At 71.1% G+C, this 22,308-nt stretch carries 19 protein-coding genes; 10 read left to right on the forward strand and 9 right to left on the reverse strand.

Features of this window, described 5'->3' with window-relative positions; all coding sequences use genetic code 11:
• Nucleotides 1-149 precede the first annotated feature (149 nt).
• Both ACFV57_RS30815 and ACFV57_RS30820 read left to right on the forward strand, forming a co-directional pair.
• The gene (locus ACFV57_RS30815) at nucleotides 150-1,175 is read left to right on the forward strand and encodes an MDR family NADP-dependent oxidoreductase (protein WP_385238932.1); all 1,026 of its coding nucleotides are present in this window, start codon (nucleotides 150-152) and stop codon (nucleotides 1,173-1,175) included.
• Nucleotides 1,176-1,295: 120 nt separating this feature from the next.
• On the forward strand, nucleotides 1,296-1,796 hold the full coding sequence (locus ACFV57_RS30820) for a MerR family transcriptional regulator (protein WP_385239044.1): 501 nt from the start codon (nucleotides 1,296-1,298) through the stop codon (nucleotides 1,794-1,796).
• A 192-nt stretch (nucleotides 1,797-1,988) separates the two neighbouring features.
• Here the strand turns inward: ACFV57_RS30820 and ACFV57_RS30825 are convergent, their stop codons facing one another.
• Both ACFV57_RS30825 and ACFV57_RS30830 read right to left on the reverse strand, forming a co-directional pair.
• Nucleotides 1,989-2,621, reverse strand: coding sequence for a TetR/AcrR family transcriptional regulator (locus tag ACFV57_RS30825; RefSeq protein WP_385238933.1), 633 nt, complete (start codon nucleotides 2,619-2,621; stop codon nucleotides 1,989-1,991).
• A 491-nt stretch (nucleotides 2,622-3,112) separates the two neighbouring features.
• Entirely contained in the window at nucleotides 3,113-3,841 is a 729-nt protein-coding gene (locus ACFV57_RS30830) for a hemolysin III family protein (RefSeq protein ID WP_385238935.1), read from the reverse strand.
• 241 nt (nucleotides 3,842-4,082) lie between these two features.
• Between ACFV57_RS30830 and ACFV57_RS30835 the strand changes: the two genes are divergently transcribed.
• Nucleotides 4,083-5,906 (forward strand): phosphoenolpyruvate carboxykinase (GTP), encoded by a 1,824-nt coding sequence (locus ACFV57_RS30835; protein ID WP_385238937.1) that lies wholly within the window; start codon nucleotides 4,083-4,085, stop codon nucleotides 5,904-5,906.
• A gap of 166 nt (nucleotides 5,907-6,072) precedes the next feature.
• Here the strand turns inward: ACFV57_RS30835 and ACFV57_RS30840 are convergent, their stop codons facing one another.
• The gene (locus ACFV57_RS30840) at nucleotides 6,073-6,477 is read right to left on the reverse strand and encodes a hypothetical protein (RefSeq protein ID WP_385238939.1); all 405 of its coding nucleotides are present in this window, start codon (nucleotides 6,475-6,477) and stop codon (nucleotides 6,073-6,075) included.
• 135 nt (nucleotides 6,478-6,612) lie between these two features.
• Complete coding sequence (locus ACFV57_RS30845; protein ID WP_385238941.1) at nucleotides 6,613-7,824, reverse strand: pyridoxal phosphate-dependent aminotransferase; 1,212 nt, start codon at nucleotides 7,822-7,824, stop codon at nucleotides 6,613-6,615.
• A gap of 285 nt (nucleotides 7,825-8,109) precedes the next feature.
• Between ACFV57_RS30845 and ACFV57_RS30850 the strand changes: the two genes are divergently transcribed.
• Nucleotides 8,110-9,963, forward strand: a complete 1,854-nt coding sequence (locus ACFV57_RS30850) for a P-loop NTPase fold protein (RefSeq protein WP_385238943.1) — start codon at nucleotides 8,110-8,112, stop codon at nucleotides 9,961-9,963.
• Here the strand turns inward: ACFV57_RS30850 and ACFV57_RS30855 are convergent.
• Nucleotides 9,899-11,515: an amidohydrolase family protein gene (locus ACFV57_RS30855; protein ID WP_385238945.1), complete on the reverse strand. Its 1,617-nt coding sequence runs from the start codon at nucleotides 11,513-11,515 to the stop codon at nucleotides 9,899-9,901. The two genes, ACFV57_RS30850 and ACFV57_RS30855, sit on opposite strands and share 65 nt — an antisense overlap.
• Nucleotides 11,516-11,789: 274 nt before the next feature.
• Nucleotides 11,790-13,130 (reverse strand): alanine racemase, encoded by a 1,341-nt coding sequence (locus tag ACFV57_RS30860; RefSeq protein ID WP_385238947.1) that lies wholly within the window; start codon nucleotides 13,128-13,130, stop codon nucleotides 11,790-11,792.
• Nucleotides 13,131-13,282: 152 nt separating this feature from the next.
• On the opposite strand from ACFV57_RS30860, the gene ACFV57_RS30865 reads away from it, so the two are divergent.
• The 4 genes from ACFV57_RS30865 to ACFV57_RS30880 all read left to right on the forward strand — a co-directional run bounded on the left by ACFV57_RS30865 (nucleotide 13,283) and on the right by ACFV57_RS30880 (nucleotide 17,320).
• Nucleotides 13,283-14,512, forward strand: coding sequence for a sugar kinase (locus ACFV57_RS30865; RefSeq protein WP_385238949.1), 1,230 nt, complete (start codon nucleotides 13,283-13,285; stop codon nucleotides 14,510-14,512).
• Nucleotides 14,509-15,291 carry an IclR family transcriptional regulator gene (locus ACFV57_RS30870; protein ID WP_385238951.1) on the forward strand — a complete coding sequence of 261 codons (783 nt, stop codon included), beginning with the start codon at nucleotides 14,509-14,511 and terminating at the stop codon, nucleotides 15,289-15,291. The genes ACFV57_RS30865 and ACFV57_RS30870 overlap by 4 nt, the downstream gene beginning before the upstream one ends.
• On the forward strand, nucleotides 15,288-15,698 hold the full coding sequence (locus ACFV57_RS30875) for a RidA family protein (RefSeq protein WP_030020660.1): 411 nt from the start codon (nucleotides 15,288-15,290) through the stop codon (nucleotides 15,696-15,698). The genes ACFV57_RS30870 and ACFV57_RS30875 overlap by 4 nt, the downstream gene beginning before the upstream one ends.
• Nucleotides 15,699-15,829: 131 nt before the next feature.
• Nucleotides 15,830-17,320: a GntP family permease gene (locus ACFV57_RS30880; RefSeq protein WP_385238953.1), complete on the forward strand. Its 1,491-nt coding sequence runs from the start codon at nucleotides 15,830-15,832 to the stop codon at nucleotides 17,318-17,320.
• A gap of 1 nt (nucleotide 17,321) precedes the next feature.
• Here ACFV57_RS30880 and ACFV57_RS30885 read toward each other — a convergent pair whose 3' ends face one another.
• Entirely contained in the window at nucleotides 17,322-17,717 is a 396-nt protein-coding gene (locus ACFV57_RS30885) for a recombinase family protein (protein ID WP_385238955.1), read from the reverse strand.
• A 386-nt stretch (nucleotides 17,718-18,103) separates the two neighbouring features.
• Between ACFV57_RS30885 and ACFV57_RS30890 the strand changes: the two genes are divergently transcribed.
• The gene (locus ACFV57_RS30890; protein ID WP_385238957.1) at nucleotides 18,104-18,670 is read left to right on the forward strand and encodes a class IV adenylate cyclase; all 567 of its coding nucleotides are present in this window, start codon (nucleotides 18,104-18,106) and stop codon (nucleotides 18,668-18,670) included.
• Between the two features lie 53 nt (nucleotides 18,671-18,723).
• On the opposite strand, the gene ACFV57_RS30895 is transcribed toward ACFV57_RS30890, so the two are convergent.
• Entirely contained in the window at nucleotides 18,724-20,067 is a 1,344-nt protein-coding gene (locus tag ACFV57_RS30895; RefSeq protein ID WP_385238959.1) for a M14 family metallopeptidase, read from the reverse strand.
• Nucleotides 20,068-20,269: 202 nt separating this feature from the next.
• On the opposite strand from ACFV57_RS30895, the gene ACFV57_RS30900 reads away from it, so the two are divergent.
• Nucleotides 20,270-21,184 carry a serine protease gene (locus ACFV57_RS30900; protein WP_385238961.1) on the forward strand — a complete coding sequence of 305 codons (915 nt, stop codon included), beginning with the start codon at nucleotides 20,270-20,272 and terminating at the stop codon, nucleotides 21,182-21,184.
• A gap of 89 nt (nucleotides 21,185-21,273) precedes the next feature.
• Here the strand turns inward: ACFV57_RS30900 and ACFV57_RS30905 are convergent, their stop codons facing one another.
• Nucleotides 21,274-22,275 carry a chitinase gene (locus tag ACFV57_RS30905; protein ID WP_385238963.1) on the reverse strand — a complete coding sequence of 334 codons (1,002 nt, stop codon included), beginning with the start codon at nucleotides 22,273-22,275 and terminating at the stop codon, nucleotides 21,274-21,276.
• Nucleotides 22,276-22,308: the final 33 nt, after the last annotated feature.

A 22,308-nucleotide genomic window follows, 5' to 3' on the forward strand; every position in this document is an offset into this window, starting at 1 on the left:
GGGGCGGGAGGGCCGTCGCCCGGAGCCCAGGGGCAGGGCGCCATGGTCCCTCGCCCCTCTCCGCCCCTGGCCGGCCCCCTCCGCCCAAAGTCCTAATACCAGAAGCCCACTTGAACTTCACGCGGGCGTCAAGTTCTAGCGTGCACGGCATGACGAACCGCACCCATGGCACCCTGCCCGCCACCCACCGCGAAGTCCGCCTGACCGCCCGCCCTCAGGGGCCGCTCACCGACGACCTGTTCGAGGTGGTCGAGGTGCCGGTACCCGAACCGGGGCCCGGCCAGGTACTCGTGCGCAACACCACGATGGCCGTCGCCGCGGTGATGCGGACGCTCATGGACGAGGTCACCACCGTCCCGATGCCGTCCTTCGTGCCGGGCGAGGCGCTGTACGGGTCGGCCGTCGGCGAGGTGGTCGACGCGCCCGGTACCGACTTCGCCCCCGGCGACCTGGTGGAACACCGGCTCGGCTGGCGGGAGTACGCCCTCGTGGACGCCGCGGGCGCGCAGCGCCGGGACCGTGACCTGCTGCCCGACCCGGCCGCGTACCTCTCCCAGGGCGCGACCTCCTACATGGGTGTCGTACGGGGTGCCGAGGTGCGCGCGGGCGACACGGTGTTCGTGACCGGCGCGGCCGGCGGCGTGGGGTCGCTGGCCGGGCAGATCGCCCGACTGCGGGGCGCCGTACGGGTGATCGGCAGTACGGGGTCGCAGCGCAAGGCCGAGTACCTGGTGAAGGAGCTGGGTTACGACGCGGCGGTGGTCCGCGGCGCGGGGCCCATCGAGGAGCAGCTGCGCGCGGCCGCCCCGGACGGTGTCGACGCGGTCTTCGACAACGTGGGCGGCGAGCAGTTGCAGGCCGCCATCGCGCTCGCCAACCGGGGCGCCCGCATAGCGCTCGTCGGCGCGCTGTCCAACCAGCTCTCCGACTCCGGCAGCAGCACCACCGAGATCGACACGCTGTCCCTGCTGGCCCGCAGCATCGTCCTGCGCGGTGTCGCGCTCTACGACCACCTCGACCTGATCCCCGAGTGGAACGAGCAGTTCGGCCGCGGGCTGCGGGACGGCACGCTCACCTTCCCGCACGCCCGGCTGCACGGCATCGAGGAAGCCCCGCGCGCGCTGCGGGAGCTGATCGAGGGCCGCCACTTGGGGGCCGTACTCGTGGAGTTGTAAGCGGGCCCCTGCGGTGCGGTCCGGTCGGTGTGCCTGTGCTTTCGTCGACGACGTACGGTCTGAGTGAGTCGACGTACGCAGCGGGGCACCACCGACCGGGCCCCGGCGGGGGAGGACCGGATGCGCATCGGGGACGCCGCGGCCGCGGCGGGCATGACGGCCAGGGCGCTGCGCTACTACGAGGAGCAGGGGCTGGTGTCCGCGCGGCGTACGCCCTCGGGCCACCGCGTGTACGAGACGGAGGACGTGCGCCGACTACGGACGGTGCGCGAACTGCTGGACGCCGGGCTGACGGTGGGCGATATCCGGTCGTTCGCGCCGCTCCTGGACTCGCTGCCGCCCGACGGCATCCCTGAGCTGTTCTTCGCGGGGGAGGACGGTGGTCCCGGCGCCGTCGGGGACGGTACGCCGGTGGGGCCGGGGCCGGGGCCGGGGCAGGGGCAGGGTGCGGGGCCGGGGCAGTGTCGGGTGGTGGAAGTGGTGGCCCGCCGTCGGCTGGCCGACCTGGACGCCCGGATCGAGCGGCTGACGCGGCTGCGCGGGCGGCTGGCCCAGCGGCTGGGGGAGCCGGCGCGGGTGCCGGGGCGGGTGGCTCCGTACGGGAGGGCCCTCAGGGAGTGAGGGAGGGGGCGCGGGAGGCCGGGGTACGTCCGCGGCGGCCCGGGGCATGCCCCCCGCCCCGAGCGTCAGCCCTGAGCCCGAGCGTCAGGCCCTGGCCCCGAGCGCCGGCCCCGAGCGTCAGCCCCGAATCAGAGCGCCAGGCGGCCGGATTCAGTGCGTCAGGGCACCCGATTCAGTGCGTCTGCACCCGATTCACACCCTCAGGCTCCGCGCCAGCACGTCCATCGCCCGGCCGACGAGCGCTTCGAGGCTGTCCTGCCGGCCGTCCGTGACCCAGCGCAGCATCGCTTCCTGGAGAGCCGCCATGATCGCCGTGGCGATCACCCGGATCTCCAGATCCTCGGGGGAGCGCCCGGTCCGCTCCGCCAGTACGGCGCTGATCATCGCGCTGTCCCGGGCGGTGTTCTCCACCGTACGGCCGCGGATCGCGGGCACGTCCCGGACGAGCCGGGTGCGCTGGACCAGTTCGGCGCGCTCCTCGTCGGTCATGCGCCGCAGTGCCTCCACGGTTGCGTGCCGCATCGACTCGACCATCGGTTCATCGGCGGGGCGGGCCCGCAGTCCGGCCTCCAGGCAGAGGTCGTACTCGTCGGTGAGCACGATGTCCTCCTTGGTGGGGAAGTAGCGGAAGACCGTGCTGGGGGAGACGTCGGCGGCCTCGGCGATCCGGTCCACGGGGGTCGCGTCGTACCCCTGCTCCGCGAAGAGCCGGTAGGCGGCCCGGCGGATCGCCTGCCGGGTCTGGATCTTCTTCCGCTCGCGCAGCCCGATCTTGGGGGCGCCGGGTTGCGCGGCGGGATTCCGTGCGGAGGCCATGAACGTCATTGTCGGGCATCCGCGAGCCCGGGGGCCATGGACGCGGACCGCCAGGCGGCGGCCGGGGGCGGCCGCGTCGCGTCGGTCGGGGGCCTGCCGACCGCGGTGGCGCCAAGTGACGGCGCCTCTCAAATGACTGGAAGCGTCAATCCCCGGGTATTTCTTGATGTCTCCTTGTTTGTCAGTGGGGTGTGTAACGCTTTAGCCAGGGCAAGGTCACTGTCAGTGATGCTGGAGGGGGTGTTGCGGGTATGCGTGCTGCGATTGACGCGTTCGCCGTGTTCGCGGCAGCGCTGTGCGTCGGAGGGTTCCTCGTCGGGGGCGAGGCCGCGGTGGTCGCGCTGGTCCTGGCCGGGGTGGCCGCTCTGACATGGCAAGTGGCCGCGGCCTCAAGGCCACGGCCACGTACGGGCGCCGGGATCACGCGCCGGCGGGGCGGGGGCGCCGGCCCGCGCGGCGGGAAGCGCGTCGCGGGTGGGGCGGGTGCCGCGCCGGGTGCGTCAGGCGTGCGAATAGGCCACCAGTGAGATGCCGACGTAGTGCACGACGAACGCCGCCAGGGTCAGCGAGTGGAAGACCTCGTGGAAACCGAACCACCGGGGTGAGGGGTTCGGGCGCTTGATGCCGTAGATGATGCCGCCCGCGCTGTAGAGGAGGCCGCCGACGATGACGAGGACGAGGACGGCGATGCCGCCCTTGCGCAGGAAGTCGGGCAGGAAGAAGACGGCCGCCCAGCCCATCGCGATGTAACAGGGCGTATAGAGCCAGCGCGGCGCGCCCACCCAGAAGACGCGGAAGGCGATGCCGGCGAGGGCGGCCGCCCAGACGGCCCACAGGAGCATCTGCCCCCGGGTGCCGGGGACCAGCAGCATGGTCAGCGGGGTGTAGGTGCCCGCGATGATCAGGAAAATATTGGCGTGATCCAGCCGTCGTAGCAGGGCTCCGGTGCGTGGTCCCCAATTCCCGCGGTGATACAGGGCGCTGACCCCGAAGAGCAGGCAGGCCGAGAGGGTGTAGACGGCGCAGGCGATCCGGCCGCGGGTGCTGTCGGCCAGGGCCGTGAGCACCACTCCGGAGAAGAGGGCGGCGGGGAACATCCCCGCGTGCAGCCAGCCCCGCAGCTTGGGCTTGAGCGGCGCGGCCACCGCGGCGACGGCGGAGACCGCGTCGGCGGCCGCGCTGGTCACGGGGGAAGTGCGGCTTTCGGCGGCGTCAGGCGCGGAAGTCATGGCCGCAATGCTACCTACGCGACCGTAAGTTACGGATTGGTCCGGAAGTGGTGACGGTCACGAGAACCTCCTCTGGACAGATGGGTTTCGGGATCGGATGATCAAATGAGTGCGGTCGGCACCGGATGAGCGGTCGCGAAGCATCCGGGTCGCAGCCCCCAAGGGGCAGACATCTTCAGAAGCGGGCTCTGCCGGCATGTCACGGACAGTGGTCCGTCCAAACCCTCATCTAGGAGCGATCGTGGCGCGCGACAACGCGGCTCCCTCCCCCGTACCGACCAACCACCAGGAGCTGATCTCCTGGGTCGACGAGATCGCAGCCATCACCGAGCCGGACCGCGTCGTGTGGTGCGACGGCTCGGAGGCGGAGTACGAGCGCCTGTGCGAGGAGCTCGTCGCGAAGGGCACCTTCACGAAGCTGGACCCGATCAAGCGCCCCAACTCGTACTACGCCGCGTCCGATCCCTCGGATGTCGCCCGGGTCGAGGACCGCACCTTCATCTGCTCCGAGAAGGAGGAGGACGCGGGCCCGACGAACCACTGGAAGGCCCCGGCGGAGATGCGCGACATCTTCACCGGCGCGCAGGGCATCTTCCGCGGCGCGATGCGCGGCCGGACGATGTACGTCGTCCCGTTCTGCATGGGCCCGCTGGGCTCCCCGCTCTCCGCCCTCGGCGTGGAGATCACCGACTCGGCGTACGTCGCCGTCTCGATGCGCACCATGACCCGGATGGGCCAGGCCGTCCTGGACGAGCTGGGCGCGGACGGCTTCTTCGTGAAGGCCGTGCACACCCTCGGCGCCCCGCTCGCCGCGGGCGAGACCGACGTGCCATGGCCGTGCAACTCGACCAAGTACATCTCGCACTTCCCCGAGGACCGCGAGATCTGGTCCTTCGGCTCCGGCTACGGCGGCAACGCCCTGCTGGGCAAGAAGTGTTACGCGCTGCGCATCGCCTCGGTCATGGCGCGCGACGAGGGCTGGCTCGCCGAGCACATGCTCATCCTCAAGCTCACCCCGCCGCAGGGCGAGCCGAAGTACGTCGCCGCCGCGTTCCCGAGCGCCTGCGGCAAGACCAACCTCGCGATGCTGGAGCCCACGATCTCCGGCTGGACCGTCGAGACCATCGGCGACGACATCGCCTGGATGCGCTTCGGCGCGGACGGTCGTCTGTACGCGATCAACCCCGAGGCGGGCTTCTTCGGCGTCGCGCCCGGCACCGGCGAGCACACCAACGCCAACGCCATGAAGACCATGTGGGGCAACTCGGTCTTCACCAACGTCGCGCTGACCGACGACGGCGACGTGTGGTGGGAGGGCATGACCGAGGAGCTGCCCGCGCACCTGACCGACTGGAAGGGCAACGACTGGACGCCGGAGTCCGGCACCCCGGCGGCCCACCCCAACGCCCGCTTCACCGTTCCGGCCGGGCAGTGCCCGATCATCGCGCCCGAGTGGGAGGACCCCAAGGGCGTGCCGATCTCGGCCATCCTCTTCGGTGGCCGCCGCGCCAGCGCCGTACCGCTGGTGACCGAGTCGCTGACCTGGCAGCACGGTGTCTTCCTCGGCGCGAACGTGGCGAGCGAGAAGACCGCTGCCGCCGAGGGCAAGGTCGGCGAGCTGCGCCGCGACCCGTTCGCCATGCTGCCGTTCTGCGGCTACAACATGGGCGACTACATGGGTCACTGGATCAAGGTGGGCGCCGACAAGGACCAGGCGAAGCTGCCGAAGATCTACTACGTCAACTGGTTCCGCAAGGACGGCGAGGGCCGCTTCGTGTGGCCGGGCTTCGGCGAGAACGGCCGGGTGCTCAAGTGGATCGTCGAGCGCCTGGACGGCAGGGCCGAGGGCGTCGAGACCCCGATCGGCATCCTGCCGACGAAGGCGGCGCTGGACACCACCGGTCTCGATCTGTCCGACGCGGACCTGGACTTCCTGCTCACCGTCGACAAGGACGTGTGGCGCGACGAGGCGGCGCTCATCCCCGACCACCTGAACACCTTCGGTGACCACACGCCGAAGGAGCTGTGGGAGGAGTACGAAGCGCTCGTACGCCGACTGGGCTAGTACGGCGCAACGGTCCGGCGCAGCCGGGCCGCCACGGTCGACGGCCGGGACCGCGTGCACGAACACGCGGCCCCGGCCGTCTCATTTCGCAGCCCGCAGCCCGCAGCCCGCAGCCCGCAGCCCGCAGCCCGCAGCCCGCAGCCGGTGGGCCCGTACGGCCCCGTCCTCAGGCCGTGGCCAGCTGCTGGACCGCCGCGTGTGCCTCCATGCGCTCCGCCGCCAGCGCGGCGGCCGGGGCGTCGGCCCGGGAGGTGGCGACGGCCAGGGCGCTGCCGGCCAGCATCCGGGCCCGCCGGTGCAGCCGGGGCGCGCGGGCCGGGTCGCCGCCGGTCGGCGCGGCCCGCAGCGGGTAGGCCCCGCCGCGCAGCCGCGCCACCTGCGCGGCGATGCGCTCGGCGGCGTCGTCGAGCGCGGGGTCGGGCACGGTGGCGCGCAGCTCGTCGGTGACGGTGAGCAGCGCGGTCAGGTGGCCGGCGAGCCGGATGTCCAGTTCCTCCGTACGGGAGCGGTGCGGGACGTCCTGGTCGGCGGCCATGGAGTGGACCGACTTGGTGCGGATCGGTTCGTACATGGGACGGCCTCCTGGCAACGCGGAACGGCTAGGAGACCATCCTAGCTTAGACAGTGTCTAAAGTTGTGATCCGTACAGGAATGGGCCGTCCCGAGATCCCGGCGCGCTCACCGCGAGACGCGCCCCCGGACCCGCTCAGTACTGCCCGTAGCCGTCCAGGAACGTGCCGATGCGGGTCACCGCGTCCGTCAGGTCGTCCTTGTTCGGCAGTGTGACCAGGCGGAAGTGGTCCGGCTCCGGCCAGTTGAAGCCCGTCCCGTGCACGATCATGATCTTCTCGGCGCGCAGCAGGTCCAGCACCATCTGCCGGTCGTCCTTGATCTTGTAGACCTTCGGGTCCAGCCGCGGGAAGGCGTACAGCGCGCCCTTCGGCTTGGTGCAGGTGATGCCCGGGATCTGCGTGAGCAGGTCGTACGCGGTGTCCCGCTGCTCCAGCAGCCGGCCGCCCGGCAGCACCAGGTCGTTGATCGACTGGTGGCCGCCGAGGGCGGTGGCCACGGCGTGCTGGGCGGGCATGTTCGCGCACAGCCGCATGTTGGCGAGGATCGTCAGGCCTTCGATGTACGAGGCCGCGTGCGCCTTCGGGCCGCAGACCGCCATCCAGCCGCTGCGGTAGCCGGCGACCCGGTAGGACTTGGAGAGCCCGTTGAAGGTCAGGGTCAGCAGGTCGGGGGCGATCGCGGCGAACGGGGTGTGGGTGACACCGTCGTAGAGGATCTTGTCGTAGATCTCGTCGGCGCAGACGATCAGGTTGTGCCGGCGGGCGATCTCGGCGATGCCGCGCAGCAGCTCGTCGTCGTACACGGCGCCCGTCGGGTTGTTCGGGTTGATGACGACGATGGCCTTGGTGCGGTCGGTGACCTTGCGCTCGATGTCGGCGAGGTCCGGCGTCCAGTCCGCCTGCTCGTCGCAGCGGTAGTGCACGGCCGTACCGCCGGACAGCGACACCGAGGCCGTCCACAGCGGGTAGTCCGGGGCCGGTACGAGCACCTCGTCCCCGTCGTCCAGCAGCGCCTGCATCGACATCTGGATCAGCTCGGAGACGCCGTTGCCGAGGTAGACGTCGTCGACCGACAGCTCGATGCCCTTGGTCTGGTAGTGCTGCATCACCGCGCGCCGGGCGGAGAGCAGGCCCTTGGCGTCGCCGTAGCCGTGGGCGGTGCCGACCGAGCGGAGGACGTCCTCCAGGATCTCCGGCGGGCACTCGAACCCGAAGGCCGCCGGGTTGCCGGTGTTGAGCTTGAGGATGCGGTGTCCCGCTGCTTCGAGCCGCATCGCCTCCTCAAGGACCGGGCCCCGGATCTCGTAGCAGACGTTGGCGAGCTTCGTTGACTGGATCACCTGCATGCCAGCCACCATACGGGCGCGTAACACGCCCCGCCTGGTGTTTTTCTTCACCTCCGGCCCGCTCGTGGTGTGGGGTTGCTCACCCGGTGTGACGGGCGGGAGCCGGCGGCGGACGAACGGCGGCGGCCGACACCCGCTCCCGGGAACCCGCGTACTGCCGTACGCTCCCGGCGGGTGGGCGCACGATGGGGCGCCCCACGGCACTGAGCGCCGGTGCCCGTTCTCCCCGCCCCGGCCCCGTCCGGGCGCCCGGGGCCGGACACCGGCACCGACCACGGGGGCGAGATGGTGTCATTCGCGCAGCGGCTCGCGCTGCTCAACGACGAACCGGTGGACACGGCGGGCGCCGACCTGCTGGGCGCGGGCCGCGCCGCGCGGCAGCTCGCCGATCTGCTGATCGCCTCGCGGGCCGCCACCCCGTTCACGCTCGCCGTCGACGCCGGGTGGGGGATGGGCAAGAGCAGCCTGATGCGCCTGGTGGACACCGAGCTGGCCGCGGCGCCCGAGGTGCACACCGTCTGGTACAACGCCTGGACCTCGACCGGCGCGGACGCCCTCGAAGGGCTGATCAAGTCGGTCCTGATGCGCTTCGACCGCAGGCTGCTGCGCCGGGCGCTGCACCGGGTCTCCGAACAGCGGGCCCTGCTGCGCGTCCTGCGGGCGCTCGCCACCGTCGCGGCCGGCCCGCTGGGCGCCGCCGGGCTCGTCGACCAGCTGTGGAGCAACCTGTCCGTCAACCCGCAGGCCCGCAACGAGATGCGCGACGCGATCCACGACCTGGCCCAGGAATGGGCCGAGAACGCGGCGCACTCGCCACGGCGGTTGCTCGTGGTGTTCATCGACGACCTGGACCGCTGCTCGGAGGAGACGGTGCTCGCGGTGTGCGAGGCGGTCAAGGTCTATCTGGACGTGCCGGGGCTGGCGTTCGTCATCGGCTGCGACCGTTCCGCGATGGGGCCGAGCGGTCTGCTGCGCGACCTGTCGCCCGCCGGTTCCGTCTTCATGGAGAAGATCTTCCAGACCAGCTACCGCATTCCGGTGGCCGACGGCCAGGGCGTACGGGAGTACATCGAGTGGTGCGCGCGCACCGCCGGAATCGAGCGGCTGCTGGACGCGCCCCTGGTCGAGCTGCTCGCCGAGCGCTCGGCCCGCAACCCGCGCCGCATCAAACGGCTGGTCAACGGCTTCGTCCTGGAGGCGACCCTCAACCCGATGTGGTCCGAGCACCCACCGGAGGCGGTGCTCCGCACGTTACTGCTCCAGTACTTCTACGCCGACTTCTACCGCATGATGACCAGCCCGCCGGGCGCCGACAGCGGCGACGTCATCGCGGACTTCCGTACGTACCGGCGGGTGCGGACGCTGCTGCGGTCCCCGGGGAGCGTCCCCGAGGAGGAACGGCCGCTGGTGAACGCCTTCCTGGAGCAGCGGGACGTGGCGCCCGACCCGGGGGACCCGCGCGCGGCGCTGACACGTCTGGAACGCGAGCTCCCCACCGTGTTCCCCGAGATGGTCACCGACCCGGGGTTCAACTCGCTGCTCGACGGCCTGCTGGGCCTGCCGCGCTCCGGGGAACTGGTGCGCAGGCTGCGCGAGGGCGCTCCGGCGCTGGTGATCTCGCCGCAGCGGGAGCCGGACCCGGGAGACGGCGTGCCGCCCGTACGGGCCGGTGCGTACGGGGCGGGCACCGGCATGACGCCCTACGGCTCGCCCCCGGCCCCTGCCGCTTCTCTCGTCGGCCGCACGATCCTCTGGGTCGACGACAACCCGCAGAACAACGCCTCCCTGGTCGCCTGGTTCCGGCGGGAGGGGGCGACCGTGGAGATCGCCGTGGACTCCCGGGCCGCCGACGCCGCCATCGCCGCCCGGACCCCGTCCCTGATGATCTCCGACATCGCCCGCGGCTCGGACGGCCGGGCCGGTTTCCTGCACGTGGAGGCGCTGCGCCGGGAGGGGCGCTACACCGGCCCGGTCGTCTTCTACGCGGGCCGGGTCACCCCCGTGCGCCAGGACACCGCCCGCGACCTGGGCGCGCTCGGTGTGGCGGCGGACGGTACGGAGCTGGAACGCCTGATCAGGGGCGCGTTCGCCGAACCGAGCGCCCCGCCAGTACGTCCGTCCGCCGACCGTCCTCGATGACGAAGCGGCCGTCGATCAGGACGTGCGGGACGCCCGTCGGCAGGGTGCGCGGCGCGTCGAAGGTGGACCCGGCGGCGACCGTGTCCGGGTCGAAGAGGACCAGGTCGGCGCGGTATCCCTCGCGGACCAGACCGCGGTCGGGCAGTCGCAGCCGGGCCGCGGCGCGCCCGGTCAGGTGGGCCACGCACTCCTCCAGCGACAGCACGCCCAGCTCCCGTACGTACGTCCCCAGGTACTTCGGGAACGTGCCGTACGCCCGCGGATGCGGCTTGTGGCCCTGGAGGATGCCGTCGCTGCCGCCGGTGTGCACCCGGTGGCGCATGATCGCGCGGACGTTCTCCTCGTGGCCGACGTGCTGGAGGATCGTCGAGCCGAGCCGGTCCTCGACCAGCAGGCGGCGGGCGGTCGTCCACGGCTCCTCGCCGCGCTCCCGCGCCGACTCGGCCACCGTCCGCCCGACGTACCCCTCCAGCGCCGGGTCCGAGACGCCGGAGATCTCGATGGTGTCCCACTCGATCGGCACGCCGTGGCAGCCGTCCGCGCCCTCCACCTCCATCACGTGCCGGATGCGCCCGGCCGCCGCGTCGTCCCGCAGCCGGTCCAGGATCGCGTCGGGCCCGCCCTCGCTCGCCCAGCTCGGCAGCATCGCGACCAGGGTCGTGCAGCCGGGCGTGTACGGATAGGTGTCGAGGGTGATGTCGGCGCCGGACTCCAGCGCGCGGTCGAGGAGGGCGATGAGTTCGGGGGCGCGGCCCTTGTTCACGCCGAAGTTCATGGTGGCGTGGGCGAGGTGCAGGGCGCAGCCCGCCTGACGGGTCAGGCCGACCATCTCCTCGTACGCGTCCAGTGCGCCCGCGCCGTACGAGCGGTGGTGCGGGCAGTAGTAGCCGCCGTAGCGGGCCACGACCCGGCACAGTTCGGTGAGTTCGGCGTCGTCCGCGTACATGCCGGGGGTGTAGGTGAGGCCGGAGGACAGCCCGACGGCGCCCTGTTCCAGGCCCTCGGCGACGAGCTGCCGCATCCGGGCGATCTCGTCGGGCGTGGCCGCGCGGTCGTCCCAGCCGAGGGCGAGCATCCGGACCGTGCCCTGCGGGATGAGGTACGCCGCGTTGACGGCGATGCCCTGGCCGGCGAAGCCGTGGTCGAGGCGGTCCAGGTACTCGCCGACCGTGCGCCAGCTGAAGTCGATGTCCGAACCGTCGCCGTTCCAGCCGGTGATCTGCGCGCGGACCTCGGCGAGCGTGCGGTCGTCGACCGGCGCGTACGACAGGCCGTCCTGCCCGATGACTTCGAGGGTGACGCCCTGCGCCGCCTTCGCCTCGTGCGACGGGTCGCGCAGCAGCGCCAGGTCACTGTGCGCGTGCATGTCGATGAAGCCGGGGGAGAGGGCCAGGCCCGCGCCGTCCACCACGCGGGCGGCGCCGGGCCGCGGCCCGGCGTCCGTCTCCCGGTGGATCTCGGCGATCCGGCCGCCGCCGAGGGCGACATCCGCCCGGTAGGAGGGGGTGCCGGTGCCGTCGATGACGCGTACGTCGCGGACCACGGTGTCCATGACCGAACTGCCTTTCCTGGGAGCCGGGCCGCGCCGTGCGGCGGTGGCCGGTCGGCCCCCCGCTCCGGCGAAGGGGGGAAGCACCGGAGCGGGGACCGGGCGCGCCCGGGGGTGGGCGCGCGGGCCGGGGGCAGGGGGTTGCCCCCGGCGTCCGGGGCGGGGCTGCGGGGTGCTGCCCCGCACCGGGGTCTTCGTGTCCCTTCGTGACCTGCGCAGGGACGTCGTGGGGGCCGTCGGAAAGCCGTAGGGGCCGTCAGAAGGCCGCAGGGGACCGTCAGAAGAAGGTACGGACGTAGTCGACGACCGTGCCGTCCGCCTCGGCCACCGGGATCAGCTGCCACTTGTCGAAGGACGTGCACGGGTGCGACAGGCCCAGTCCGACCCAGTCGCCGACCTCCAGGTCGCCGGCCCGTTCCGTACGGACCCAGGCGTGCTGGTCGGACAGCCCGGTGACGGTGACGCCGTTCGCGGGCCGCTCGCTGCCGTCCCGGCCGGACCGTACGACCTGGGCCTGCGGCAGGTCGAGGTCGTACGCCGCGTCGCGCTTGCCCGCGTTCAGGAACGCCTGTTCCGGGGTCGGGCGGGAGACGACCTGGGCCCACAGGCGGAAGGCGGGCTGCAGGGCACCTTCGTCCGGGACGCGGTTGAAGGGGGTCAGGCGGCGGTAGTGGCCGTCGTCGTGGGAGACGTACGCGCCGGAGCGCAGCAGCTTCAGCAGCGGCCGGGACAGTTCGGGCGCCTCGTCGAAGACCTCGGCCACCGCGTCGAACCAGGCGCTGCCGCCCGCGCTGAGCACGATCTCGTCCAGATCGGCGAAGTGCCCGGCCCGGTCGAAGGCCACGGTGAGCGCGAGCAGCCGGCGCAGCCAGGCCGTCACCCGCTCGTGCGTCGCGTCGGGCACCTCGCCCTCGTAACCGGCGATGCCGACCAGGCGCAGGGTGTCCACACCGGCCACGGCGTCGGCCAGTTCGACGCACTCGGTGTCCGTGCGGACGCCGGTGCGGGCGTTTTCGCCGGCGGCCAGTTCGATGACCACGTTCAGCGGACGGGTGGCGCCGGCCTCGCGCAGGGCGATGTCCATCAGTTCGATACCGCGCAGCGAGTCGACGTAGCAGACGCAGTGGAAGCCGGGGTCGGCGTCCATCTCGGCGGCGAGCCAGCGCAGCGCGACGGCGTCGACGAGCTCGTTGGCGAGGAAGATCCGCTGGATGCCGTACGCGCGGTAGACGCGGACCTGGTGGGGGACGGCGGCGGTGATGCCCCAGGCGCCGCGGGCGAGCTGGCGGGCGAAGAGCTGCGGGGCCATCGAGGTCTTGCCGTGCGGGGCGAAGGCCAGGCCGTGCCGCTCGGCGTAGGTCTCCAGCAGCGCCAGGTTGTGTTCCACCGACTCGGCGGACAGGGCGAGGACGGGGGTGGTGAAGCCGCCGGTGAAGAGGTTGCGCCGCTCGGCCGCCAGCGCGCCGACGGTACGGCCGTCGGCGTCCGGGGGAAGTCCCTTGAAGCGGTGGTCGACGCGTTCGTCCGCGAGGGTCTTCGCGTGCCGCTCGGCGGTGGCTGCGTCGGCGCCGGGGGCGGCGCCGGTGGCGCTGCGGTCGGCGTGGGGCGCGGCGGCCATGGGGCCTCCTCCAGTTCATGTTGCACCATGTGCAACACCCATTGCGCATATCGCTTACAGCTGTCTAACATCCGAGCCATCGCCGGGTCAATGGTGCACAACACGTCGCGGAACGGCTCTACCAGCCCGTACGCAAAGGAGCGCAGCAGATCGTGACCACGTCCACAAACGTCAGCGCCGAAGGCCCCGACGCGACGGACGACGCCGCGCCCGCCCGGAACGAAACCCCGGACGACGCCGCGCCCGCCCGGAACGAAACCCCGGACGGCACCGCGCCCGCCCGGCCGGGCACCGATGTCGTCTGCCTCGGCGAAACCATGGTCACCTTCATGCCCACCCGGCCCGGCCGGCTCGCCGACGTACCCTCCTTCGAGCGCGGCATCGGCGGCGCCGAGTCCAACGTCGCCTGCGCCCTCGCCCGCACCGGCCACCGCACCCGCTGGATCTCCCGCGTCGGCGCCGACGCCTTCGGCGACCACGTCCGCGAGGCCGTCGCCGCCTGCGGCGTGGACGTCTCGCACGTCCGCCGCGACCCGGCCCGCCCCACCGGCGTCTACTTCCGCACCGCCGGCGAACGCGCCACCGGTACGCGGACGGAGGCCGGCGAGGCCGAGGTGGCCTACTACCGCGCCGGGTCCGCCGCCTCCGCCATGTCCCCCGAACTGCTCGACGACGACGCCCTGCGCGACACCCGCGTCCTGCACCTCACCGGCATCACGGCGGCCCTGTCCGACAGCTGCCTGGACGTCCTGCGCACCCTCACCGCGCCGGCCCCCGGGCGCCCCCTCGTCTCCTTCGACGTCAACTACCGCGTCGGCCTCTGGCGCGACCGCACCGTACGCGGCCCCGGACTCCTCCTCGACCTCGCCCGCCGCTGCGACCTGGTCTTCGTCGGCGAGGACGAGGCCATCGCCGCCTGGGACCTGCACGGCCCCGACGCCGTCCGGGACGCCCTGCCCGAGCCCGCCGTCCTCGTCGTCAAGCAGGGCGCCGACGGCGCCACCGCGTATGCCCGCCAGGCGGACGGCACCGACACGGTCACCACCGCCCCCGCCCTCGCCGTCGACGTCGTCGCCCCGGTCGGCGCCGGTGACGCCTTCGCCGCCGGATTCCTCTCCGCCACCCTCCGCGGCCTGCCCGTCTTCGAGCGCATCCGGCACGGCCACCTCATGGCCGCGGCCTCCCTCACCGTCCCCGGCGACCTCGGCACGCCCCCGTCCCGCAACCTCGCCGACCGCCTTGCGGGCCTCGACCCCGCCGCCTGGGGGAGACTGCGACTCGGCCCCGGCTGGACGACCGACGGTGACGCACCCGCTGACCGCAGCGGCGGCACCACCAGCCCCGGGGTGCACAACCCACGGGTGGAGGTCCGTACACGATGAGTCAGACAGTCGACCGCGCACTGAGCATCCTGCCGTTGCTGGCGGAGGGCCCGGCCAACCTGGAACAGGTGGCGGGCCGCCTCGGCGTGCACAAGTCCACCGCCCTGCGGCTGCTGCGCACGCTCCACGAGCACGGCATGGTCTACCGCCAGAGCGACCAGCGCTACCGCCTCGGCGCCCGGCTCTTCGCGCTGGCCCAGCAGGCCGTGGAGAACCTGGACGTACGCGAGATCGCCCACCCGCACCTCGTCGAGCTGAACGAGAAGTGCGGGCACACGGTGCACCTCGCGGTGTACGAGGAGAACGAGGTCCTCTACATCGACAAGGTCGAGAGCCGCTACCCGGTACGGATGTACTCGCGCATCGGCAAACCGGTCGCCATCACCGTCGCGGCCGTCGCCAAGCTGCTGCTCGCCGACCTGCCCGAGCCGGAGCGCCGCGCGCTCGCCGAGAAGCTCGACTACCCCCTCTACACGTCCCGTTCGACACCGAACGCCCCGGCCTTCCTGGCCGAACTGGCCAAGGTGCGCGAACAGGGCTGGGCCACCGACCTCGGTGGCCACGAGGAGTCCATCAACTGCGTCGGGGCCCCCGTCCGCGGCGCGGACGGCCGGCTCGTCGCCGCCATGTCGGTGTCCGCGCCGAACGTCGTCGTCACGGCCGAGGAACTCCTCACCCTGCTTCCGCTGGTACGCCGTACCGCGGACGCCATCAGCCGGGAGTACTCCGGCAACACCCCCGAACCCGACCCGCACGACCTGAAGGAAGCCCGACCATGACCGAGAAGACCGCCCTCACCCCCGCCACCCACACCACCCCGCCCGCCAAGTTCTCCCACGGCGTGAAGAAGGGCAACATCCTCCAGGTCGCCGGCCAGGTCGGCTTCCTGCCCGCCGTCGAGGGACAGGCCCCCACCCCGGCCGGCCCCACCCTGCGCGAGCAGACCCTGCAGACCTTCGCCAACGTCAAGGCGATCCTCGAAGAGGGCGGCGCGAGCTGGGACGACGTCATGATGATGCGCGTCTACCTCACCGACGTCGACCACTTCGCCGAGATGAACGAGATCTACAACGCCTACTTCGAGGCCGAGGGCCTCAAGGAGGCGCCGGCCGCCCGCACGACCGTGTACGTCGGCCTCCCGAAGGGCCTGCTCATCGAGATCGACGCCCTCGCGGTGCTGGGCTGACCGGGACACCTCCTTGCCGTTATCGCCACCGCCGCTGAACCCGCCGCACGGTACGGCGCCCCACACACCCGGGGCGCCGTGCCACGGTCCCCCCTGCCTGGAACTTCCCTGTCTGACAACGGAGTCATCACATGGTCCACGCTGCACATACGGCCGCCCTGGCGGCCGAGGCCCCCGCCACACCACCACACACAGGCGGCCTGCTGGCCCTCATACCGGGCACCCCCGGCCTCCTCACGGTGGCCGCCCTCGGAATCCTCCTGCTCCTCTTTCTCATCATCAAAGTCCGCCTCCAGCCCTTCGTAGCGCTACTGGGCGTCTCCATAGCCGTAGGCCTGGCAGCCGGCCTCTCCGTGACCGAACTCTTCGGCACGGTCCAGAAATCCAGCCTCCCCTCCCTCATCGAGAGCGGCATGGGCGGCATCCTCGGACACGTCGCCATCATCATCGGCCTGGGCACCATGCTCGGCGCGATCCTCGAAGTCTCCGGCGGCGCCGAAGTCCTGAGCGCGCGCCTGCTCGGCCTCTTCGGCGAACGCCGCGCGCCCCTGGCGATGGGCCTGACCGGCCTCATCTTCGGCATCCCGGTCTTCTTCGACGTAGGCATCTTCGTCCTCGCGCCCATCGTCTACGCAGCGGCCAGGCGCAGCGGCAAGTCGATCCTCCTCTACGCCATGCCGCTCCTCGCCGGCCTCTCCATGACCCACGCCTTCCTCCCGCCGCACCCCGGCCCGGTCGCCGCGGCCGGTCTGTTCAAGGTGGACCTCGGCTGGATCATCCTCATGGGCATCGTCTGCGGCATCCCCGCCGTCCTCGCCGCCTGGGCCTACGCCGCGTGGATCGGCAAGCGGATCTTCGTACCCGTACCGCAGGACATGGTCGAGGCCGCGGAGGAGTCCCGCGCCGCGGTGATCGCCGAACAGACCGCGGCAGGCGTCGAGCCCCGCGAAAAGCCGGTCGCCCTCGGCACGGTCCTCACCATCATCGGCACCCCGCTGGTCCTGATCCTCCTCGCCACCTTCTCCTCCATCGCGCTGGCCCCCTCAACTCTCCGCTCGGTGGTCGAGTTCTTCGGCAACCCCTTCGTGGCCCTGACGATCGCCCTCCTCCTCGCCTACTACCTCCTCGGCATCCGCCGCGGCTGGTCCCGCAAGTCCCTGGAAACCGTCTCCACCGCGTCCCTCAAGCCGGTCGGCAACATCCTGCTGGTGGTGGGCGCGGGCGGCATCTTCGGCGCGGTCCTGAAGGGCAGCGGCGTCGCCGACGCCCTCTCCGACACCTTCCACAACGTCGGCCTGCCCGTCATCCTGCTCGCCTGGCTGGTCTCCGTGGTCCTGCGCGTCGCCCAGGGCTCCGCCACCGTCGCCATCGTCACGACCGCCGGCATCGTCCTCCCCCTGGTGGAGGGCCAGGGCCTGTCGCAGGCCCACCTGGCCCTGATCATCATGGCCATCTCCGCCGGCTCGATCTTCGCCTCCCACGTCAACGACGGCGGCTTCTGGATGGTCGCCAAGTACTTCGGCATCTCCGAACGCGACACCCTGAAGTCGTGGACGGTGCTGGAGACGGTGCTGTCGGTGGTGGGGTTCGTGGTGGCGGCGGGGGTGAGTTTGGTGGTGTAGTTCAGCTGCTCCCACGACCGAGACCCGCGAGTACCGCGTGCGCCCGCTCGTCGGAGTCACCGAAGGTGGTGGCCGTACAGCCGTGGGCTTGGGCGACGCGCTGCTGAAGCGCGTGGCGCTGTGCCTCGTCGTGAGCGAGCCTGCACCAGTGGTGCACGAGGCAGATCGTGGCCCGGCGCCCTGCTTGGACGCGCATCGTCTCGACAAGCGCCGAGAACTGCGGCCGCGTGCGGCTGAGGGCGTTGTCCCCCCGGTCAACCCACAACCCCGCGATCTGCCAGCCATGGCGGTCGGCGTAGTTGACGCAGCCCGAAAGACGTAGATCGAGGATGGCGCTGGACCGCGTCGCGTTGCGGTCGTAGATGAAGACGAGCGGAGACGGGGTAGCTGTGTTCACCCCGTCAGATTCGCGCTTTGCGACTCGGATCTCGATACCTGACCGGTAATCTCACGGTGGGATGACTTTCCATCCCACCGTGAGCACGAGGGGCGCCGATGGCGACGGCGATGGTGCCGGTCGAATTGCCGGACCGTGCCTGGCAGCACGCGCATGTACGCCAGGCGCTGAGATCACGAGACATCGGCGCCGTGTTCCGGCATGTGCAGCAGTACGGCGGCGCCAGTCAGGCCCGTATCGCCATGGCGGTGATGGGAAGGACACGAGTCCGCGACATACAAAGTGATGGAGACGCCGCACGGTCCGTTGTTCCGCGGATTCCGGCGCATGGTGGAAACGGCCGTGGCCGACGGTGAACGTACGGTATGACAACTGGGAGCAGCGACGTGATCGAAGCCGAGCTGAAAGCGTACGTGCGCGACCCAGCAACGGTGCGGGAGCGTTTGGATCGGTTGGCCGTCGGGCGTGACGAGGTGTACCGGGACACGTATCTGGACACTCCGGACGCGCATTTGGAGGCGGGCGACCGGGAGCTGCGGCTCCGTACAGTGGACGGTCCGGACGGGACGCGGTCCCTGCTGACGTACAAAGAAGCGCGGGTCGACGAAGCGTCGGGGTCGAAGCCGGAGTACGAGACGGGTATCGGCGACCCGGCAGCCGTCCGGGCCATGCTCAACGGTCTCGGATACATCGAGGCGATCACCTTTGCGAAGCACTGCCGGAACTACGAGTTCATCGCGTACGGGCGGCCGATGCTCGCCACACTCGTCCGAGTCCCGGAAATCGACGGGACCTATGTCGAGTTGGAGACGCAGGTGGCGGGTCGAGGAGAATTGGATGACGCTCTGGGAGATGTGCGGGCGGTGCTTGCCGGGTTGGGGATCGGGGAAGGCGATCTGACCACAGAGTTTTACACCGACGCCGTACGGGCGCGGCGTACCGGGGAAACTTGACGGCCGGGGCCCGCCCACGGCGGACCCCGGTCACAAGGGAGATCACCTCACCCTTACTTGCAGTACTGCGCCTCCTTCCCGATCGACCGGTACATGCAGTCGCTGTTCTCCAGGAGTTGCAGAACCGCGTCGCGGTTGCGGGAGGTTTCGCGGGCGATTACGGAGTCGCGGGGGTAGAAGCCGCCCGCGCCCGCGGAGGACGGGTACATTTCGAAGGTGTAGCCGAAGATCTTCTGGTTGCCCCAGAGCCAGTCGTCGATGGAGCCGTCGGTGATGTAGAGGTCGCTGGACTGTTCGGGGGTGTAGCCGTTGCTGGCGGCCATGGATTTGCCGACGGTGGCGAAAGCGTCGCGGTCGTCCTGGGTCATGCCGGGGGCGGTGTCGTTGTTGGTGTAGCCGTAGGGCCACAGGACGAGTTCGCTGTACGTGTGGAAGTCGATGGCGGTTTTGATCTGCTGGGCGCCGCCGACGATCCGGCTGCGGACGAAACCGGTGACGACCTTGACCTCGGGCGCGGAGGCGGCGGAGGGGCCGCGGTAGGTCTCGGAGCCGGTGCTGCCCGAGGAGCCGCCGCAGCAGCCCCACTTGAAGTCCCAGTTGCGGTTCAGGTCGGTGCCGACGTTCGCCGATCCCGTGTTGGGCTGGCGGTTCTTGCGCCAGCTGCGGAAGGAGCCGGAGGCGATGTCGTACGCGCCGCCGTCCGGGTTCACATCCGGGATGACCCAGATTTCGCGGGAGTCGAGCATCTTGGTGACGCGCGCGTCGGAGCCGTATTTGGACGTGTAGTCGTTGAGCAGGTAGAGGGCCATTTCGACGGTGAGGTGTTCGCGCGCGTGCTGGTGCGCGGTGAACAGGACTTCGGGTTCCTTCTCGTCCTGCGCGACGTTCTTGCTGAGTTTGAGGGCGAGGATGTCCCGGCCTTCGTAGGACTTGCCGATGACCTGTTTGCTGAGGATGGCCGGGTATGTGGCGACGAGCGCGTTGATCTCCGCGGTGGCCTCGGCGTAGTTGTGGTATTTGCCGTAGCCGGAGGGGAAGTCCTTGATGCGGCCGCCGGTGCCGGACGGCGGCGCGGGCAGGGCCCGCAGCCGGTAGCCGAGCTTGCGTACGAGGGCGGCCTGCGCGGTGTCCGCGGTGATGACGACGGTGCGGCCGTGCACCTCGTCGATGGACACGCCCGTCGAGGCGAGGGCGCTGCGCCGGGCGGCGGTGTCGGGGCCGGTGATCTCGTACTGGCGGGGCGTTCCGGTGTCCGCGGCCATGACGCCGACGGCGGCCGGGGCGGAAGTGTCCTGCTGGGGGGAGTCCTCGGTGCGGGCGGCGAGGGGTGCGGCCAGGGCGAGGGAGACGAGCGCGGTGAGGACGGTGGTCCGTCTGCCGCGTATTCGTGGTCGCATGGCTGTCCTCCGGGGGGTGTGAGGCGAGCGACGGCGCCAGTGTTTTGCTTTGGCATGGCTCGGTCAATGCCTCGCGTTGACGCAAACACGCCAAATTCACGCCGGTTTCCGGAAGATTGTTGCCAGGAACCTCTCCCGCACCAACAATGCGCACGACAAGTCCGGCGCCACGCCGGACTCACCAGTGTGAGAGGACCCCCACATGAACAGACCTCTCGTCGGCGCCCTGGCCACGGCCGTCCTGGGCGCCACGGCGCTCGTGGGCGCCACCGGCACGGCCAACGCCGTCACGACGCCGGACACGGCGGACCGGGGCGCGGCCCGGACCGCGGCGGCGCCGCAGCTCCAGGCCGTGCAGACCGCTCCGGTCACGGCGAAGGCGAAGGCCGTGAACTTCGCGGGCACGGTCGCGCTCAGCAACTGTTCGGGCTCGATCGTCCGGATGCCCACCTCGACCGACAACGACCCGGCTCTGGTCATGTCCAACGGACACTGCCTGGAGAGCGGCATGCCCGAACCGGGCGAGGTCGTCGTCGACCAGCCCTCCAGCCGCAGCTTCACCGTGCTCAGTGCCTCGGCCGGCAACCTGGGTACGGTACGCGCCACCAAGATCGTCTACGGCACGATGACCGACACCGACGTGTCGTTCTACGAACTCTCCTCCACCTACGCCCAGATAAAGCAGCGCTACAACATCAAGGCGCTGGACATCGCCACCACCCACCCGGCCAAGGGCGCCGGGATCACCGTCGTCTCCGGTTACTGGAAGAAGACCTACTCCTGCAACATCGACGGCTTCGTGCCGCAGTTGAAGGAGGGCGGGTACGTCATGAAGGACTCGGTCCGCTACACCGCCGCGTGCAAGACGATCGGCGGCACGTCCGGGTCGCCCGTCATCGACACGGCCTCCGGCAAGGTCACCGCGATCAACAACACGGGCAACGAGAGCGGCGGCCGCTGCACGATGAACAACCCGTGCGAGGTCGACGAGAACGGCAAGGTCACCGTCCGCAAGGGCATCAACTACGCCCAGCAGATCTACACCATCCCCAAGTGCTTCGGGACCGGCAACAAGCTGGACCTCGGGCGGGCGGGGTGCGTCCTGCCCAAGCCGTGACGGCCGACGGCACGCACGGTCCGTGAGACATGAGCCGGCCGCGTGGCGCCCCCGGGCACCACGCGGCCGGTCCGCCGTCCGTACGGTGGTTACGGCAGGCCGTGGACGTGCGCGCCCACCTGGCCGGCGAACGCGTCGCCGCCCGTCGCGTCCCAGTTCGTGGACCAGGTCATCGCGCCCCGCAGCCCCGGGTACGTCTTCGACGGCTTGAACGAACCGCAGTTCTCGCCCTGCGTCAGACAGTCCAGCGCCGCGTTCACCACGGACGGCGCCGCGTATCCGCCGCCCGCCGCGCTGGACGTCGCCGGGACGCCGATGCCCACCTGCGAGGGGTCGAGCCCGCCCTCCAGCTGGATGCAGGCGAGCGAGGTGAGGAAGTCCACCGTGCCCTGGGCGTACACCTTGCCGTCGCAGCCGTTCATCGAGCCGCTGTTGTAGTACTGCATGTTGACGACCGTGAGGAAGTCCTTGATGCCCAGGGCCGTCTTGAAGTACTCGTTCTGCGGCGACTGCATGTCGATCGTCTGCGGCGCCATGGTGACGACCACGTCGCTGTGCTCGGCGTGCACGGCCTTGAGGGCCTTCGTCATGTAGGTCGAGTTGAGGCCGTTCTCCAGGTCGATGTCGACGCCGTTGAAGCCGTACTCGTCCATGAGCTTGCCGAGGGAGTCGGCGAAGTTCCCGGCGGAGGCGTCGTCGCTGACGGACACCGCGCCCTTCTCGCCGCCGACCGAGATGATGACGGACTTGCCGGCCGCCTGCTTGGCCTTGATGTCCGCCTTGAACTCGTCGGCGGAGCCGTAGCCGACGGCCGGGTCGAGGTGGAAGCCGAGCCCGCCGGGCGTGCCGGTCGCCTCGGCGAAGGAGACGGCGATGATGTCGTAGGCGTCGTTGACGTCCTTGAGTTTCTGGACCTTGGCGCCGTTGTCGAAGTTCTGCCAGTAGCCGGTGAGGGCGTGCTTCGGTACGGCCGCGGTGTGGCTCGTGGGGGCCTTGGCCGCGTCGGCCGCCGGGGCCGCCTCGGCCGCGCCGGCGGTCCCCGCCGCGACGAGACCGGCCGTGGTCAGTGCCGCGGCCGCCAGGCCCGCCACGGCCCTGACGGCGCGCCGTGCCGGGCGTGCCGG

This window comes from Streptomyces sp. NPDC059788, assembly GCF_042732265.1.
In the GTDB taxonomy this organism is placed as follows: domain Bacteria; phylum Actinomycetota; class Actinomycetes; order Streptomycetales; family Streptomycetaceae; genus Streptomyces.